At 45.8% G+C, this 17,529-nt stretch carries 13 protein-coding genes and 1 pseudogene; 1 reads left to right on the top strand and 13 read right to left on the bottom strand.

Annotated features, from left to right (window positions below):
- Nucleotides 1–9: 9 nt before the first annotated feature.
- The 3 genes from ORJ01_RS12800 to ORJ01_RS12790 are packed head-to-tail and all read right to left on the bottom strand — an operon-like array spanning nt 10 to nt 1,513.
- Entirely contained in the window at nt 10–363 is a 354-nt protein-coding gene (locus ORJ01_RS12800; RefSeq protein ID WP_306178342.1) for a hypothetical protein, read from the bottom strand.
- Nucleotides 357–890 (bottom strand): hypothetical protein, encoded by a 534-nt coding sequence (locus ORJ01_RS12795; RefSeq protein WP_306178341.1) that lies wholly within the window; start codon nt 888–890, stop codon nt 357–359. Before ORJ01_RS12795 ends, ORJ01_RS12800 begins: the two co-directional genes overlap by 7 nt.
- A 2-nt stretch (nt 891–892) precedes the next feature.
- Nucleotides 893–1,513, bottom strand: a complete 621-nt coding sequence (locus ORJ01_RS12790; protein ID WP_306178340.1) for a LysE family translocator — start codon at nt 1,511–1,513, stop codon at nt 893–895.
- Nucleotides 1,514–1,639: 126 nt separating this feature from the next.
- Here ORJ01_RS12790 and ORJ01_RS12785 point away from each other — a divergent pair, with 126 nt between their 5' ends.
- On the top strand, nt 1,640–1,834 hold the full coding sequence (locus tag ORJ01_RS12785) for a DUF3185 family protein (RefSeq protein WP_226750001.1): 195 nt from the start codon (nt 1,640–1,642) through the stop codon (nt 1,832–1,834).
- 63 nt (nt 1,835–1,897) lie between these two features.
- Here ORJ01_RS12785 and glnS read toward each other — a convergent pair whose 3' ends face one another.
- The 10 genes and pseudogenes from glnS to ORJ01_RS12735 all read right to left on the bottom strand — a co-directional run bounded on the left by glnS (nt 1,898) and on the right by ORJ01_RS12735 (nt 17,435).
- A complete protein-coding gene (gene glnS, locus ORJ01_RS12780) occupies nt 1,898–3,562 on the bottom strand; it encodes a glutamine--tRNA ligase (RefSeq protein ID WP_229587981.1) in 1,665 nt (554 codons plus the stop codon).
- A 116-nt stretch (nt 3,563–3,678) separates the two neighbouring features.
- Nucleotides 3,679–4,716 (bottom strand): multifunctional transcriptional regulator/nicotinamide-nucleotide adenylyltransferase/ribosylnicotinamide kinase NadR, encoded by a 1,038-nt coding sequence (nadR, locus tag ORJ01_RS12775; RefSeq protein WP_306178339.1) that lies wholly within the window; start codon nt 4,714–4,716, stop codon nt 3,679–3,681.
- Complete coding sequence (gene pnuC, locus ORJ01_RS12770; RefSeq protein WP_306178338.1) at nt 4,713–5,513, bottom strand: nicotinamide riboside transporter PnuC; 801 nt, start codon at nt 5,511–5,513, stop codon at nt 4,713–4,715. Before pnuC ends, nadR begins: the two co-directional genes overlap by 4 nt.
- A 30-nt stretch (nt 5,514–5,543) precedes the next feature.
- On the bottom strand, nt 5,544–7,169 hold the full coding sequence (locus tag ORJ01_RS12765; protein WP_226750005.1) for a tryptophan halogenase family protein: 1,626 nt from the start codon (nt 7,167–7,169) through the stop codon (nt 5,544–5,546).
- A gap of 14 nt (nt 7,170–7,183) precedes the next feature.
- Nucleotides 7,184–8,041 (bottom strand): hypothetical protein, encoded by an 858-nt coding sequence (locus tag ORJ01_RS12760; protein ID WP_306178337.1) that lies wholly within the window; start codon nt 8,039–8,041, stop codon nt 7,184–7,186.
- Nucleotides 8,042–8,049: 8 nt separating this feature from the next.
- Nucleotides 8,050–10,998: a TonB-dependent receptor domain-containing protein gene (locus tag ORJ01_RS12755; RefSeq protein ID WP_306178335.1), complete on the bottom strand. Its 2,949-nt coding sequence runs from the start codon at nt 10,996–10,998 to the stop codon at nt 8,050–8,052.
- Nucleotides 10,999–11,176: 178 nt separating this feature from the next.
- The gene (sucD, locus tag ORJ01_RS12750) at nt 11,177–12,049 is read right to left on the bottom strand and encodes a succinate--CoA ligase subunit alpha (protein WP_306178334.1); all 873 of its coding nucleotides are present in this window, start codon (nt 12,047–12,049) and stop codon (nt 11,177–11,179) included.
- A gap of 10 nt (nt 12,050–12,059) precedes the next feature.
- Nucleotides 12,060–13,226 (bottom strand): ADP-forming succinate--CoA ligase subunit beta, encoded by a 1,167-nt coding sequence (gene sucC, locus ORJ01_RS12745; RefSeq protein ID WP_306178333.1) that lies wholly within the window; start codon nt 13,224–13,226, stop codon nt 12,060–12,062.
- A gap of 144 nt (nt 13,227–13,370) precedes the next feature.
- Nucleotides 13,371–14,561 (bottom strand): annotated as a pseudogene (gene odhB / locus ORJ01_RS12740) (2-oxoglutarate dehydrogenase complex dihydrolipoyllysine-residue succinyltransferase); the annotation flags it as partial.
- Between the two features lie 63 nt (nt 14,562–14,624).
- Nucleotides 14,625–17,435, bottom strand: a complete 2,811-nt coding sequence (locus ORJ01_RS12735; protein ID WP_226750011.1) for a 2-oxoglutarate dehydrogenase E1 component — start codon at nt 17,433–17,435, stop codon at nt 14,625–14,627.
- Nucleotides 17,436–17,529 lie beyond the last annotated feature (94 nt).

Below are 17,529 nucleotides of genomic sequence, written 5' to 3'. Positions count from 1 at the left end.
ACTTCTCCATTAAAAAACATAATGCCGCAGCAGTAAACTGAGCATACGCAGCAATAATAACAGCCAGCTAAATAAGATCAGGCTCAGTAAGAACGCCAGTAAATATTGGCCGCTGCGATAAAATAACCGCCGAAAAAAGCCGGCGGGTTGTAACGGCGCTTTGCTGAATAAGGCACTGATTAACCAGCAACAAAGACAAGACAACAACGCGACCGACAGCCCTAACAAGGCATGCGGATTCAAAGCATTAGGAGCAAAAATTAAGCCGCCAGTTATCAGCAAAGCGATACCACATGCCAACACTAGATACCAGGTTTGCCAAGGAGACAACCAGCTTGCTAAGCGCCGATACAGGCTTAGCACTTTACCACCTCAGCACTTAGTAGCGCGCGGGGGTACAACGGCAAAATTCCCGATTGCCCTAATAAATCCCCGACTACCCAAATCTGTTGAAAGGGATGCTGCTGCGGTAGCTGTAACTTGTGGCAATGCGCCAACATATCTGCGCGACGCCACAGCGGATTCGCATTACGGATCACCAGCCAAACTCGCTCGCTGTCGTAATGCTTTTCTGCTTTATTAGCAATAATCCGATTCAGTGCTGCTAACAAACGCTGTGCTGCCGGTACGCGCAGCAACGCCATTAATTCTTGATGGGTTTGTTGGCTCAGTGCTCGCCCTAAAATATGCATGGCTTCTGCTTCACTGCCATATAAGTGGGCAATTTCTAAATCGAGTTTTTGATCGTCATAATAACAAGACACATCGGGCCGCGCCGGCTCGTTATGCCAAATATGCCGCATTTTAACGGCAAAACGTTGCTCATACAGCCGCATAAAAATGCGAGCGGCTTCATGCTCTAGCGCAATTTTTTCTGCAGCACCATTCATCGTTAAACCGTACTAAAATAGAACTGCCATAACTCCAGAAGCACCGGCAGCACAGACAATAATAAAATAACGCCCATAGCGGCATTAAATAGCCGCTGCGCGAAGGTGTTATTTAACAGCTTTTTTAACACCACACCAAACAACAACCACACGCCCACACAAGGAAAGGCCATCAATAAAAAGGCCAATGTAATGCTGCTTACTTCTAACCAATAAACCCCGCCCACGCTGGTAAAAGCCGCCATCGCGCCAGTAGCCATCACCCAGGCCTTGCCGTTAATCCACTGAAACAGCACCGCCTGCCAAAAACTCATGGGCTTGCTTTTACCCGTGGCAATACTTTGTGGATGAGCGCTGGCAATTTTCCAGGCCAGGTATATCAGGTAAACCGTACCCAGCACTTTAATCAGTTGATGCAGATGAGGAAAGCGTTCAAACACCACCGCAAAGCCTAAACCGACCAACAACACCATGAACGGGAACCCCAGGCAAATGCCCAGCCAATGCGGTAAGCTGGCTTTAATGCCATAGTTAACACCTGACGACATCATCATTACGTTATTCGGCCCGGGCGTAATCGTGGTTGAAAAGGCGAAAAATAATACGGCCCAAAAGATTTCCATGCTGTACTCCTGCTGCAAATTGTCGCCGACCTTAAGCCAACAATGTCATACCGATAGTTATATGCTACATTTACTTCCAAGTTGTTTGTTAACAGCTTAGGCACTTTCATCATACAGGAGAAGTAAATGAATAAGATTATTGGATTAGCTTTGTTAGTTGCCGGCGCCATTTTATTATATTTTGGCTATACCGAGTATCACTCTACTGCCTCTCAAGTTACTGAAGTGGTGACTGGCAACCCAACCGATAATGCCATTTGGTTTCTTGTTGGCGGCGCCATCGCAGCGATTGTTGGCTTAGGGATGCTGTTTAAAAAATAACAGCCGCTAAGCGGCCGTTTTTAGGTTGAACGCTAAGGCAGCCGTTTTCTGCTGCCTTAGAGCTTACTCTTCTTCTTTACCCCAGCTATCACGTAACCCTACTGTACGATTAAATACCAGTTTAGCTGCGCTAGAATCTTGGTTATCTGCACAATAATAGCCTTCACGCTCAAACTGATAAGCTTGTTCGGCCACGGCTGTCGCTAGTGATGGCTCGACAAAACCATGCTTAATCACTAAGGATTGTGGATTAACAGTACTGATGAAATCTTCTTCAGCTGCAGGGTTAGCCACACTGAATAAACGATCGTAAACTCGGAACTCTGCGGCTAACGCTTGCGTTTGCTCTACCCAGTGGATCACACCACGCACTTTACGACCATCAGCCGGGTTTTCACCCAGTGTCTCAGGTAAGTAACTGCAGTTTAACGCAATAATATTACCGGCATCGTCTTTGATCACTTCGTCTGCGTGAATCACATAGGCATTACGTAACCGTACATCACCACCAGAAACTAAACGTTTATATTTCTTATTGGCTTCTTCACGAAAATCAGCACGATCAATATAAAGTTCACGGCCAAACGGCACTTGGCGCTCACCCATTTCATTTTTGGGATGATTAGGCGCGGATAACCACTCAATTTTATCTGCTGGATAATTCGTGATAGTGACCTTGATCGGATCAAGAACGGCCATCGCCCGCGGTGCTGACGTGTCTAAATCTTCACGAATACAGGCTTCTAACGCGCTCATTTCAATAACGTTATCCTGCTTCGTCACACCGATACGCTTAGCAAACTCACGAATGGCGGCAGCGGTAAAGCCTCGACGACGTAAACCGGCGATCGTTGGCATACGTGGGTCATCCCAGCCTTGTACCACTTGCTCTGCCACTAAGGTTTGTAATTTACGCTTACTCATCACCGCATATTCAAGGTTTAGACGCGAAAATTCAATTTGCTGTGGATGACATGCAATACTGATGTTATCTAAGATCCAATCATATAAACGACGGTTGTCTTGAAACTCCAGCGTACATAACGAGTGCGTAATACCCTCTAACGCATCAGAAATACAATGGGTAAAGTCATACATTGGGTAAATGCACCACTTGTCACCCGTTTGATGGTGATGCGCAAATTTTACCCGGTAGATAACCGGATCGCGCAAACAGATAAAAGAGGAGCTCATGTCGATTTTTGCGCGTAATGAGCACTCACCTTCTTTAAAACCACCAGCCCGCATTTTTTCAAATAAGGCTAAGTTTTCTGCTGGGCTGGTATCACGATATGGGCTAGGTTTACCCGGCTGGGTTAAATTGCCACGGTATTCGCGCATTTGCTCGCCATTTAAGAAACAGACATAGGCTAAACCTTTGTTGATTAACTCCACCGCATAGCCATACAGCTGTTCGAAGTAATCTGATGAGTAACGCACATCGCCAGACCACTCAAAACCTAACCAGCTGACGTCACGTTTAATCGACTCAACAAACTCGACGTTTTCTTTTTCAGGGTTCGTATCATCAAAACGTAGATTACACTGCCCCTGATAATCTTGCGCAATACCAAAATTCAAACAAATCGACTTAGCATGACCAATATGCAGGTAACCATTAGGCTCAGGCGGGAAACGGGTTTGAACGCCACTGTGCTTACCATTGGCCAGATCGGCATCAATAATTTGCCGTATAAAATTCGTTGGGCGCGAAATGACGTCCGACATAATACTTGGTGTCCTTTTATTCTACGTGAACCGAAAAATGATGTGGCATTATAACAGCCGAACCGGCGCTGACTACTGCTGGTCAGCACTGTTTGCAAAGATTTTAATCAGCAAGGCTATTTTTGCAATAATGCATCAACCGCACTGATGCAACTCTCTAACCGTTCGTAATAATCAGCCGAGCTAACACGTAAGATGCGATCTGCGGGAAAACCATACTGCTGATATAAGTCGAGTAAATGCTGAAAGCTTTGTTGGCGTATTTGCGGCGAACCCAATTCGCGCATGCCATCCGCTACCCAGGGCACGGTTGGCTCCAGTGCGATGATTAAGTCATATTTTAAAGGATCAATAAAACTCTCGATACGACTGGCGACATTGCCTAAAAACACCTGACTGAAAAAAGCGGTAACCACCGCATCAGTATCGAAAAAACAGACCTTGTTGGCACTACGTAAGGCATGCCAATCTTGCTCGTATTGCAAATGGGTAATACGATTGAAATCTTCTAAATTAAATAAATCGCCATTGCCGCCCACCACGTCTTCTTGATAATCACGCCCCAGCTCTTCTGACCAAGAAGTACAATATACTTTGGCGAGCTTACGAGTTAAGGTGGTTTTACCGCAAGATTCAGGCCCGGTGATCAGCACTTTACGTGCAAAAAACGGCCGAGCAGCACCGGCAATATAATCCCAGTGCAAATAAGGTCGGTTGCGAATTTCAGTGCCACTGATCGGCCATTGGGTGCGCTGCGGATCTAATACCCGATAATCGATGTTAGGAAAATGCTGCTGATGACCGGCACGATAATCTTCTTCGCCACCAAATATCACTGCAAACGGCTCTGGCACGGTGTGTTGTAACAACCCGGCATATTCTCCCCAACCTTGCGGAAACGCAGGGATCGCATCTTCGTTTTGCAGCAATACCCGGATCCCCAAGCCTTGCAGCTCTTGCGACAACCAACGCTGACGAAGTACACCGTCAATATAAGGAATACCGGCAACCCGACATAACTCACCATCTTCATGGCTTCGCTCACTGATCACCACATACAGTTTGTCACATAGTGCATGAGCGCGCAGTATCGCGGTTAAGTGGCCGCGATGAGGCGGTAAAAACTTCCCTGGAAAAACGCCTACTTTACTCAATGCTCTGATGCTCCTTTGTGCCAGCTAATCATGCCGTAAATCGAATTCATTAAAAATGCGCTCCACATTAATAAAGTGGGTACCGCATAGGCTGTTGCACTTGGATCCGTCAGCAATACCAAACTCCAAGCAAACAACGTTAAGACATTGGTCAGGATCCAAAATGGCCACTGCGCCGCATACATGCGGATCATCAATAATTGCGCGGCAATTTGTAATACCACCGTCGCGCTATCCAGCAGTGGGCCGCTAAACGTCAGCCCGGTTAATTCGCGTAAGCTAGCATACACCTGTGAATTACGCTGTAAGGCTTCACTAATAAAGCCGTCGAGCTCGGCTAATACCGCGGTGAGTGCCGCAATCCCCAGCACAACTAAAGCTAACACCCAAAACCAATGCCGCCCTAACCGCCGCATCTTGATGATCTGACTTTCAGCGCAAAGATGTTGACGCCAGCTAAAATAAATAAAAAATTGCGCAGGTAAAAAGTAAAACCAATTAATTAGCCAATCACCATAATAGCCCGAGGTCCAAGCGAGTAAACCGTAGCTACTGGCACTGATCAGCCCCCAAATCCAGTTAGACATTAAGCCTTTGGCGACCATCACCACGCACAAGACACCACTGATGGCACTTATAGGGCTGATAAACCAATTTAGGGTTATTGACCCATAGCTCTGCCAATCCGTACTTTGCCAACTAAACCAAATTGTACTGCTCAAAATAATACATAAAAACCACTGCAACCAGCGCCGCTCTAGGCGGTTTAAACGCTGTAAATCTGCCCATAGCAACATCTGTTTGCTCCGTGACACGCTAATGTCAGATTAGACCCAACCCGCAGGTTTAGACGCAGTCGCATAGGTTGGCATGCCAACGGCTTGCTGTAACCAATGCGCATGCGGCGGCAATTTGTGGCGTGCCATTTGTAAGCGCTGTAATATCGCTCGGTGAATTTGCGTTGCCGGTAAATTCGGCCCGTAACGTTCTGCACAATGCGCTCGCAGGTAATCCATACCATATAAAATGCATTGATAGCTTTCGTGATTCCACAACCCTCCGGTATCAACCGCCGCGCGCATATCACTGAAACCATCATGACTGCCCTGTGCATCCATCCCCGGGAACCACTGATCCTGAAAATCATGGGCACTAGGCGGTTTAACTTTCCAAAATGCTAACTTGGCTTTTAAACGCTCGGTAATTCGCTCCGGTTTTTGTACTTCTCGCCAAAAAGCGGTGTCGGTGCGCTGTGTCATGCAATAATGCATATTGATAAAATCGAGAATTTCATAAAAGCGATTAGATAAGATACGATTATAACGACTGGCCAGCAGCGGCATATCTTCAGCGGCAAACGGAAAATGCTCCGCTAAGGTGACGGCGCCTAAATCGCTGAGATATAAACCGGTTGATTCCAGCGGTTCAATAAAGCCTCCCGATAAGCCAATAGCCACACAGTTACCTTGCCAGTTTTGTTTACGACGGCCGACTTTAAAATTAACCACCCGATGTGGCAAATCTTCACACCCCACCCCTTGATAAGCACGCATTTCACGCTCAGCCTCTTCAATACTAATGAAAGCACTGCTATGAACATAACCGACTGACCGTTGGTTTTGCATGGGGATATCCCAGATCCAACCATTGGATAATGCGGTGGCCGTAGTATAGGGTCGCACCATACCCGGATAGAACCGGTCGTAAGGAATATGCATGGTAATGGCGCGATCGCAGAGCAACCACTGGGAACAATCTTCAAAACCCACACCAAGTTGTTTTTCAATTAATTTTGCACTAAAACCGGTGCAATCGACAAACAAATCGGCCGCCAGCGATGTCCCTTGATCGGTGACGATAGCGCCAATGCGCTGCTCAGCCTTCATTTGCACGTCTTGCAGATTGGCCAGAGTATGTTTAACCCCCCGGGCCACGGAAAAATCACGCAAATAATCGGCAAACTTTTGCGCATTCATATGATAAGCATAATTAAGCGGTGGGCCCATATCCCATTGCCCAAGCATTTTGGGCGCTAAACCCATCTCACAAATAATCGGTTGTGCTGAGCAGGTTTCCATAAAGGGAATACTGCGATCACTGCGCAGCCATTCTTCGGCTAAATGGTCTAAGGGTTGCGTACGCATACTGCTAAAAGGATGGTGATAGAACGTATTATCGTTGTGTACCCAGTTGGCGTACTTAATTGACTGCTTAAAAGTCGCATCGGTCGCGCGCATAAATTCCATTTCATCAACGCCAATTACCGCTAACAGATGACGCATAGAAGGGATCGTTGCTTCACCCACTGAAATGCGTGGAATATCAGGAGACTCCAATAAATGGATATCCACGCGAGGTTCACGGCCTGCTTTATTTAATGCGCCATTAAGGTAAGCTGCTGTCATCCAACCGGCTGAACCGCCGCCAACAATTAATACTTGCGGTCGCTGCATCACCGACTCTCCTGTTAGTAATAACCTAAAATATGCCGCAAACCTGGCGCAGCATATTCGACTAAACGTTTTTGCATATCGGGTAATTCGTCTGGGATCTCGGCACTGATCCCAGCCAGATTCTCTCTGTAGGTGCCGCTCTGCTGGCGATCTGAACCCAGTTCAATACGGCGGCGCCAATCTTCGGGTAAGCAACCGTTAACTAATACTGGCTGCAATAACTCAGTAAAATACTGCTCGGCGGCGGGCGTATCGAGTTTTTTTAAATGGGTAATCACATCTTCATAACGCACTAATTTAATGCCGGTGCCTAGCCAGGCGACGGCGTTATGGCTATAAATTTCTTGTAAGGTAGGCGCCTTTTGATAAATGCCAAAGATCATCATATTGAGCATTTCATTAATTTTAATGCGACCGCCTTTTAAATGGTCCATCTGCCCTTGAAAGGTGTCCGATAAAAAGAAGCGTGCACGCGCTAATACCCAGTCATAAGGGTCACGCACAATAATATATTGCACCGCTTTTTGCGTGGCTAAGGCCGATTCATCCGAAAACAGTAAGTGCCCCCAACTTAACATCGGCTTAGCCGGATTAAACGCCGGCAGACACTGGCGCAAGTTAGGAATTTGCACAAAAGCGTCATGATATTGTTGTGCAACAGGAACAAACATCCGGAAAATATTACGCAACAAATGTGTACCGCACTTAGGCACTGAGTTTAAAAACACCGGTTGTGTCAAAGCTGGCTGGTTAAATTGTGGATTAAGATCGTTCAAAGTATCAGGCTTGGCAAACACGCGAGGCATGAGGCTGGTTTCCAACAACAAGACTAAAAAAGGAAAATGCCGACCTACGTCGGCATTTTTACTCACACTTATAATTAGAAATTATAAGACATATTTAAGAACACCCGACGACCTAACCAGTCATATTGACTGTAGAACGCTGAAGTGCCTAAGCGAGTGACAGAACTACCGGCACTGACTTTTGGCGGCTCTTTATCAAAAGCATTAGCCACACCCAAGGTTACATCTAAACCTGCATCAGCAAAGTCTTTAGTCACAGAGAAAGTGTGATAAACCACCGCATCTGCTGCCGCAACTAACTTAACCGCTTCGCCACGGTAAGTGGGGCTACTGCTGACAAACTGCTCGTTTGATACCGCACCAGTATAACGTGCGATCCAGTTTACACTCCAATCTTGGTATTCCAAGCCAACAAACAGGTTACCTACGTCTTCTGGACTACCAAATTGCCCTGTACGGTCGATTGGATCACTATCAGCAAACAATTGACTTGCCGCTTCAATCTGACGCGTATGCTGATAAGTGGCAGATAAACGACCAAACTTAGTATCAGTAGCATAATTTAAGGTAATATCGACACCGCGGTTAACCTGGTTAGCAATGTTTAAATAACCACCACGCACGTTGGTAATGCGCAAATCAACAGGATCACGATCAAACTGAGTACAAAGTGGTTCAGTGCTAAAGTTATCAGAAATATAACAGTTACCTAAGATCTGCCCCGCAGTCAAGTTAGTCACTTCGCCAAAGATTTCAATGTTGAAGTAATCAATTGACGCGCTGATATCATGATTTTCGAAATCAGGTGTCCAGACAAAACCTAAGGTTTCAGAGATAGAGGTTTCGGCTTCTAACTGACCAGCACCACCGCCTGTGGTCACCGTTGCTGAAATAGCACCACCTGCGAAGTCACGTGGAATACCATCAGTAGCACAGTTGGTAGCAACGCGAGGATCGATAGTACCATTGTCAACACCCTGGCCCCAGTTAATACATGGATCGATATTACGCTGGCCAACAAAGCTTGTTTGGTTATTTAAATATAATTCAAATAACGCTGGTGAACGGAACGAGGTACCCCGTGAAGCACGCACCCGCACGCCATCGACGATGGTCCAGTTTATACCCGCTTTATAGGTATTATCACCACCATAAGAAGACACATCGGTGTAACGGCCTGAGATGGTTAAATCTAACGCTTGAATACCCGGTAGATCACGTACTAATGGCACTTGGAGTTCAGTAAATACTGCACGGCTGATATGTGAACCGGCAGTAATACCCGCAGCCGTTTGGCCCCAAGTATTTTCACGTAAGGTTTCTTCGCCAGGGACGTCATTGATCGAGTCTTTTTGGAACTGGAAACCGACCGCAGTACCGATAAAGCCGGCAGGTAATTCAAATAAATCACCTGAAATAAAACCTTCCACTGATTGTTGTTTATAAACAGTATTACCCGTTTGCTCACCAAACAAGAAATCACGGATTTCTGGTGAAATATTACCGGCTAAAAACTGTGGATCTAACCAAGGTACATCGACACAAGGCACGCCACGGATCGGTGTTGTTTCACCAACACAAGAGCCTGAAGAAAAGTTATAGGGTGAGATAGCATCTTCATAAATAAGCTTAGACTTATAATCACCGCTGCTGTAGCTATTTTGATAAGCCACATCATAATACCAGTTACCAATATCACCATTGATGCCAGCAACAAAACGGCGGTAATCCACAGTGATCTTATCACCTGAGTGATCAGTAATTGGGGTTGGGCTTAACCACTGCGCCCCCGTCCAACCGGCACTTAATGGATCACCAGCAAAGAAATCTTCGTTATATTTGTAGCTCCAGAACTGACGATAGCCGTTGGTGGTGGTTTGACGGCGATTTAATAACACTTCACCGTATAAACTGGTGGTGTCATTTAATTCATAATCACCTTGTGCATACACGGTCATTAATTCGTTTTTCGGGATCAGTGTTTCTAAATCTTGAAACGGGTGGTCAGCGTTGGTGACAGAATCTGATAAACGATCATAAGCTACCGGGAACCAACCGGGTGGTGTCACCATAAAATCCGGATTGTTGGGATCAGTTGCAAACCCAGGAATGAAGTTACCTAAGTTTCCATCATAATCATATTGCGCCTTTGCACCCCCTGGGACGTTGCCGCCATCACCTTGGTAATCGTAAAGCCAAACATGACCCCACAGTAAATCATTACAATGGTAACTGCCGGTACGCGGATCAACAGGGTCAACTCGCTCATTTGTCGTTGGATCAAACAAATACCGCTCAGCACAGTTAAAGAAACTGCGTTGACCTTGAGCCAACTCTTGCTGCACTTTGTAATCACCGACAACACGGAATGAACCGCGGCCAAAGGTTTTACCATAAGTACCGTTTAATTGATAACTTTCACCGCCTTCTTCCAAAGGCTGCGAGGTATTAAAGTTAATGGTACCTTCATCACCCTTCTTCGTAATAATGTTGATTACACCGGCCACGGCGTCAGAACCATATAACGAAGAAGCGCCATCTTTTAAGATTTCAATACGATCAATTGCTGATAAAGGCAAAATGTTCGGATCAAAAGAAGCGACTTGGCCACGTGTACCCGCTGGGCCAGCACGACGACCATTTAATAAAACTAACGTACGGTTTGCACCTAAACCACGTAATGAAATGCTTTCTGAACCGACACCACCTTCAGTAACAAACGCCGTAGAGGCCGCAGCAGTAATTTGATTTGAACCTGCAGCAACTGTGGAATTACGTAATAACTCACCTAAGTTGCTAATACCTTGGCTGGCAGCAACACTGGCATTAATTACTTCAATTGGCGCAGCTTGATCTAAACCGTCGGTACGAATACGTGAACCGATAATTTGAATACGTTCGGATTTTTCATCTGCTGTGGGCGCGTCAGCTTCTGCGTCTTGGGCGTGAACTTGAAAAAGTGAACCGGCCAGTACACAGCTTATGGCTATGGAAAGCGGCTTAATTTTAGAATCTGATGGCATTATTCTCATAGGAAGTTCCCTGATTATTATTAGTAAAATAACAGTAAAGCTGAATGGACACTTAACCGCTTTCTTCATGTTAGATAAATGACTCTAAAAATCAACCCCCAACTGTAATTCAAAGGTATTAGACATAAAAAAACCCGCTAAAAGCGGGTTTTTCGGCTAACAAGCTAGATTACCAGCCCGTTAATTCTTTCAGAGCTTGACCAATGTCCGCTAAGCTCTTCACGGTTTTAACACCGGCGTCTTCTAAAGCAGCGAATTTCTCATCAGCAGTACCTTTACCACCAGAGATGATCGCACCAGCATGACCCATGCGCTTACCTGCAGGTGCAGTTACACCAGCAATGTATGATACAACAGGTTTAGTCACATGCTGTTTGATATAAGCAGCCGCTTCTTCTTCTGCAGAACCACCAATTTCACCGATCATGACGATAGCTTCAGTTTGTGGATCTTCTTGGAATAACTTCAGAATATCAATGAAGTTAGAACCAGGAATTGGATCACCACCGATACCAACACAAGTAGACTGGCCAAAACCGTAATCTGTGGTTTGTTTAACCGCTTCATACGTCAGAGTACCTGAACGTGAAACGATACCTACTTTACCTGGCTTATGAATGTGACCTGGCATGATGCCGATTTTACATTCGCCTGGCGTGATAACGCCTGGGCAGTTAGGGCCGATCAGCACGACGCCTAACTCGTCACATTTCACTTTGGCATCTAACATATCTAAAGTTGGAATGCCTTCCGTGATACAAACGATCAGCTTAATGCCGCCATTTGCCGCTTCTAAGATAGAATCTTTACAAAATGCCGCAGGTACATAGATGACTGACGCTGTTGCGCCGGTTACCGCAACCGCTTCTGCTACAGTGTTAAACACCGGTAAACCTAAATGCGTTTGACCGCCTTTACCCGGAGTTACACCGCCAACCATTTTTGTGCCGTAAGCAATGGCTTGTTCAGAGTGGAATGTGCCTTGTGCACCAGTAAAACCCTGACAAATAACTTTGGTATCTTTATTAATTAAAACGCTCATTACTTACCCCTTATGCCTTAGCCGCTGCAGCAACAACTTGTTTAGCCGCGCTTGTTAGGTCGGTATCAGCGATAATGTTCAGGCCGCTTTCAGACAGCACTTTTGCGCCCAATTCTGCATTGTTACCTTGCAGACGAACCACAACAGGAACTTTAACGCCCACTTCTTTTACTGCACCGATAACACCTTCAGCAATCATATCGCAACGTACGATACCGCCGAAGATATTGATGAAAACGGCTTTAACCGCAGTATCAGACAGGATAATTTTGAATGCTTCAACAACACGTTCTTTGGTTGCACCACCACCAACGTCTAAGAAGTTAGCAGGTTGGCCACCATGTAATTTCACGATGTCCATTGTACCCATGGCTAAGCCAGCGCCGTTAACCATACAACCGATGTCACCACCTAAGGCAACATAGTTAAGCTCCCATGAGGCAGCGTGCGCTTCACGTGGATCTTCTTGTGAAGGATCTTGCATCGCTTTTAAGTCAGGGTGACGATATAAGGCATTGCCATCAATAACTAGCTTGGCATCTAAACAGTGTAAGTCACCGGCAGGTGTAATAACCAATGGGTTAACTTCTAATAAGGCCAGATCTTTTTCTTGGAAAAGTTTTGCTAAACCTAAGAAGATCTTAACGAATTGGCTAACTTGCTTGCCTTCTAAACCTAATTTGAATGCTAACTCACGGCCTTGGTATGGCTGAGCACCCACCAAAGGATCAACCGCAGCTTTTAAGATTTTTTCTGGGGTTTCGTGGGCCACTTTTTCAATTTCCACACCACCTTCAGTAGACGCCATAAACACGATACGACGTGAAGAACGGTCAACAACTGCACCTAAATACAATTCTTGAGCGATATCGGTGCATGGTTCAACTAAAATACGGCTTACTGGCTGACCTTTTTCATCTGTTTGATAGGTTACCAGGTTCTTACCAAGCCATTTTTCAGCAAATGCTTTGATTTCTTCTTTGCTCTTAACTAGCTTCACACCACCCGCTTTACCGCGACCACCAGCGTGTACTTGAGCTTTGACAACGAACATATCGCCGCCGATTACATCTGCAGCTGCTACCGCTTCTTCTACTGTAGCTGCGGCAACGCCTTTAGATACAGGCAAACCATATTGGGCAAACAGTTGCTTACCCTGATACTCGTGCAAATTCATGGCTATTTTCCGTTCTTTTGAATTGGGACGTTACTCAACAAAGAGTAACCTGATTTTGGTTCGGTGCTTATTATAGTACCAACCGGTTTGATAAAAAATGCTGTTGTACCAAACAACAGCATTTTTGATACATTCAATGAAACGTTAGATGTCCAACAGAATACGCGTTGGATCTTCTAACAATTCTTTGATGGTCACTAAGAAACCTACTGACTCTTTACCATCAATGATCCGGTGATCATAAGACAGTGCCAAATACATCATAGGCAGAATTTCCATCTTACCGTCAACAACCATTACACGGTCTTGGATCTTGTGCATGCCAAGAATAGCAGATTGTGGTGGGTTGATGATCGGCGTAGACATCAATGAACCAAAGACACCACCGTTAGTGATAGTGAAGTTACCACCCAACAGATCGTCCATAGCTAACTTGCCATCGCGACCTTTCAGGGCTAATTCTTTGATGGCTTTTTCAATTTCAGCCAGATTCATTTTATCGCAATCACGTAAGATAGGCGTGACTAAGCCACGAGGCGTAGATACTGCGATGCTAACATCGAAGTAGTTATGATAAACAATATCATCACCGTCGATCGCCGCGTTCACTTCAGGGAAACGTTTCAACGCTTCAGTAACCGCTTTGACATAGAAAGACATAAAGCCTAAACGGATACCATGACGCTTCTCAAACACATCTTGATATTGCTTGCGTAAATCCATGATAGGTTTCATGTTAACTTCGTTAAACGTGGTCAACATGGCCGTTGAATTTTTCGCTTCTAATAAACGATTTGCAATCGTTTTGCGCAGGCGAGTCATAGGAACACGTTTCTGACTGCGATCACCGGCAGCAACCACTGGCGCAGCAGCTGTAGCAGGCGCGGCAGCTTTGGCTGGGGCAGCAACAAACTTTTCAACATCTTCTTTTGTTACGCGACCGTTTTTGCCTGTGCCCTTGATTTTGCTGGCATCTAAGCCTTTTTCAGAAATCATGCGACGTACAGAGGGGCTTAACGCATCGTCACTGCTGTCATCGGCAGCAGGAGCTGCTGCGGCTTTTTCTGCCGGCGCTTCTTCTTTCTTAGCAGCCGGTGCACCACCGGCTTCCATTTTACCAATGACTTCTTCTGCAGTTACCGTTGCACCTGTGTCATGGATGATTTCGCCCATCACACCATCTGCTTGTGCAACAACTTCCAACACAACTTTGTCAGTTTCAATATCTACTAATACCTGATCACGGCTAACAGCTTCACCAGTTTTTACGTGCCAGGTGGCGATGGTTGCATCTGCAACAGATTCCGGAAGTACGGGTACTTTAATTTCCACTTTTTCACCTTTAACGGTTGGTCTATATCAGTTATCACAGCCTGCAGCATGCAGGCTGGAAAATCATTATTTAACGGTTAGCGCGTCATTAACGAGAGCTTGTTGCTGCTTGTTATGCACAGACAAGTAACCTACTGCAGGTGAAGACGACGCTTCACGACCGGCATAATTCAGGTAACCCGTTTTTGGAATTGCAGCACGGAAGTGATGCTGACTACAGTACCAAGCACCTTGGTTTTGTGGCTCTTCTTGACACCAAACAAAATCAGTTACATGTTGGTACTGGCTTAATACTTCGGCCATTTCCTCATGCGGGAAAGGATAAAGTTGTTCAACCCGCACGATAGCGACATCGGTTTGCTCGCGCTTACGACGCTCTTCAAGCAATTCGTAATACACTTTACCGCTACAGAACACGACACGTTTCACCGCTTTTGCATCAAGTTCGTCAATTTCACCAATCACGTTATGGAAGGTACCCGAGGCAAGTTCTTCTAACGAAGAAGTCGCTAATGGGTGACGTAACAATGATTTTGGAGACATTACGATCAATGGACGACGCATTGGCCGCACCATTTGACGGCGTAACATGTTGAAAACTTGCGCTGGTGTCGTTGGCACACACACTTGCATGTTGTGATCAGCACACAGCTGTAAGAAACGTTCCAGACGAGCAGACGAGTGCTCAGGGCCTTGCCCCTCATAGCCGTGCGGTAACAATAAAGTTAAACCGCATAAACGACCCCACTTTTGCTCGCCAGAGCTTAAGAATTGGTCAATAACCACTTGGGCGCCGTTGGCGAAGTCACCAAATTGACCTTCCCAAATAACCATAGCCCGTGGCTCTGCTGTCGCATAACCGTATTCAAACGCTAAAACGGCTTCTTCAGATAAGGCCGAGTCGAAAACTTCAAACTTACCCTGCTGTTCACTGATTTTCTCTAACGGCGTATAGGTTGAACCATCCGTTTGATTATGCAGTACAGCATGGCGATGGAAAAAGGTACCGCGACCAGAGTCTTGACCAACAATACGGATACGGCTTCCTTCACCAACCACCGAGGCGTAAGCTAAGATTTCAGCAAAACCCCAGTCAATTTTCTTCTCACCTTTTAACATCAATGCACGGTCTTCATAGACACGACCAACCTGACGTTGTAACACATGCGTTGCGGGCACCTGTATGGCTTTTTCACCTAACGCTTTGAGTTCTTCAAGCTTTAGACTGGCGTCATAATGGGTATCCCAGTCTTTACCAATAAAGGGGGTCCAATCTACTGAAGAAGGTGCCATCGGTTGCCATTCTTCAACAACACAATCGCCTTTGTCTAAAGCATCCCGGTAACCGTCAATTAATGCTTTCACTTCGTCAGCAGTAATAACCCCTTCTTGCACCAACTTCTCAGCGTAAATTTCCCGCGGCGTTGGGTGCTTTTTGATCTTCTGATACATCAGAGGTTGCGTTGCATTTGGCTCATCGGCTTCGTTATGGCCATTACGGCGATAACAGAATAAATCGATAACCACATCACGCTTAAAGGTATTACGATAATCAACCGCTAATTGCGCAATCATCACTACCGCTTCAGGATCATCACCGTTCACGTGAAAAATGGGCGCCTGTACCATTTTAGCAATGTCGGTACAGTAAGGGGTTGAGCGCGTATCTTCAGGGTTTGACGTAGTAAAACCCACTTGGTTGTTAATGACCAAGCGGATGGTGCCACCGACTTTGAATGCACGCGTTTGCGAGATGTTGAAGGTTTCAGCAACTACACCCTGACCGGCGAAAGCTGAGTCACCATGAATGGTAATAGGCAGTGCTAGCGAGCCGTCGGTACAACCGCGGCGATCTAAACGGGCACGCACAGAGCCTAAAACAACAGGGTTAACAATTTCTAAATGTGATGGGTTAAAGGCCAGTGCTAAATGCACATTACCGCCTTTGGTGGCAAAGTCAGATGAGAAACCCATATGGTATTTCACATCGCCAGCACCCACAACTTCGTATTTACCGGCAAATTCATCAAATAACTTCGAGGGATTCTTACCCAGTACGTTGATCAAGGTATTCAGACGACCACGGTGCGCCATACCAATCACTGAATCTTTGGCGCCTTGCTCACCGGCACGGTGGATCATGGCTTTCAGTAATGGGATCATCGCATCGCCGCCTTCAAGACCAAAGCGCTTAGCACCTGGGAATTTTGAGCTTAAATACTTTTCCAGACCATCAGCAGCAATTAATCCTTTCAGGATACCTAGCTTAGTGTCTTTATCAAAACGAGGCTGAGATTGCACACTTTCTAAGCGCTGTTGGATCCAACGTTTCTCATCGGTTGAGACGATATGCATATACTCAGCACCAATAGAACCGCAGTAAGTGCGCTCCAGTGCTTTGTGCAAATCGCCCAATTTCATTGTTTCTTGACCAGAAGCAAATGATCCAATGTTGAACTCAGTTTCGTAATCAGCTTCAGACAGATCGTGAAACGACAATTCAAGGTCACGTACCCGAGGTTGTTTCCACAGGTTTAACGGATCCAAGTTGGCGTGTTGATGGCCACGGAAGCGATAAGAGTTGATTAATTGCAGTACTTTAACCTGACGGTTGTCAGCACCAGAACCAGAGTTTACCACCACAACTTCACGATGTTTGTTGCGGGCCAACTCAGCGAAATGTTCACGAACATCGCTATGTCGGGTTTCAAGCTCGACCCCATCGATCTTTGGTAACTGGGCAAAAAACTCACGCCATTCGTCACCAACACTGGTGGGCTCTGCTAGGTAGGATTCATAGAGTTCATCCACATAGGCCATGTTACCACCGCCAAGATGTGAAGACTCTAACCACGCCTTCATTACACCTTCGTGCATTTAGTTTCCCTTATTTTTGAGCACCTGGAAAAAGTAGCAAAAAAACTGCCACCCCGCTAAGTGGATGGACAGTTTTCAATTAAATCACTAAAAA

Origin of the sequence: Alishewanella sp. SMS8, assembly GCF_030737935.1 — a bacterium.
Classification (GTDB): domain Bacteria; phylum Pseudomonadota; class Gammaproteobacteria; order Enterobacterales; family Alteromonadaceae; genus Alishewanella; species Alishewanella maricola.
Note: the sequence above shows the minus strand (reverse complement) of the source record. Positions and strands in the feature narration are given on the sequence as shown.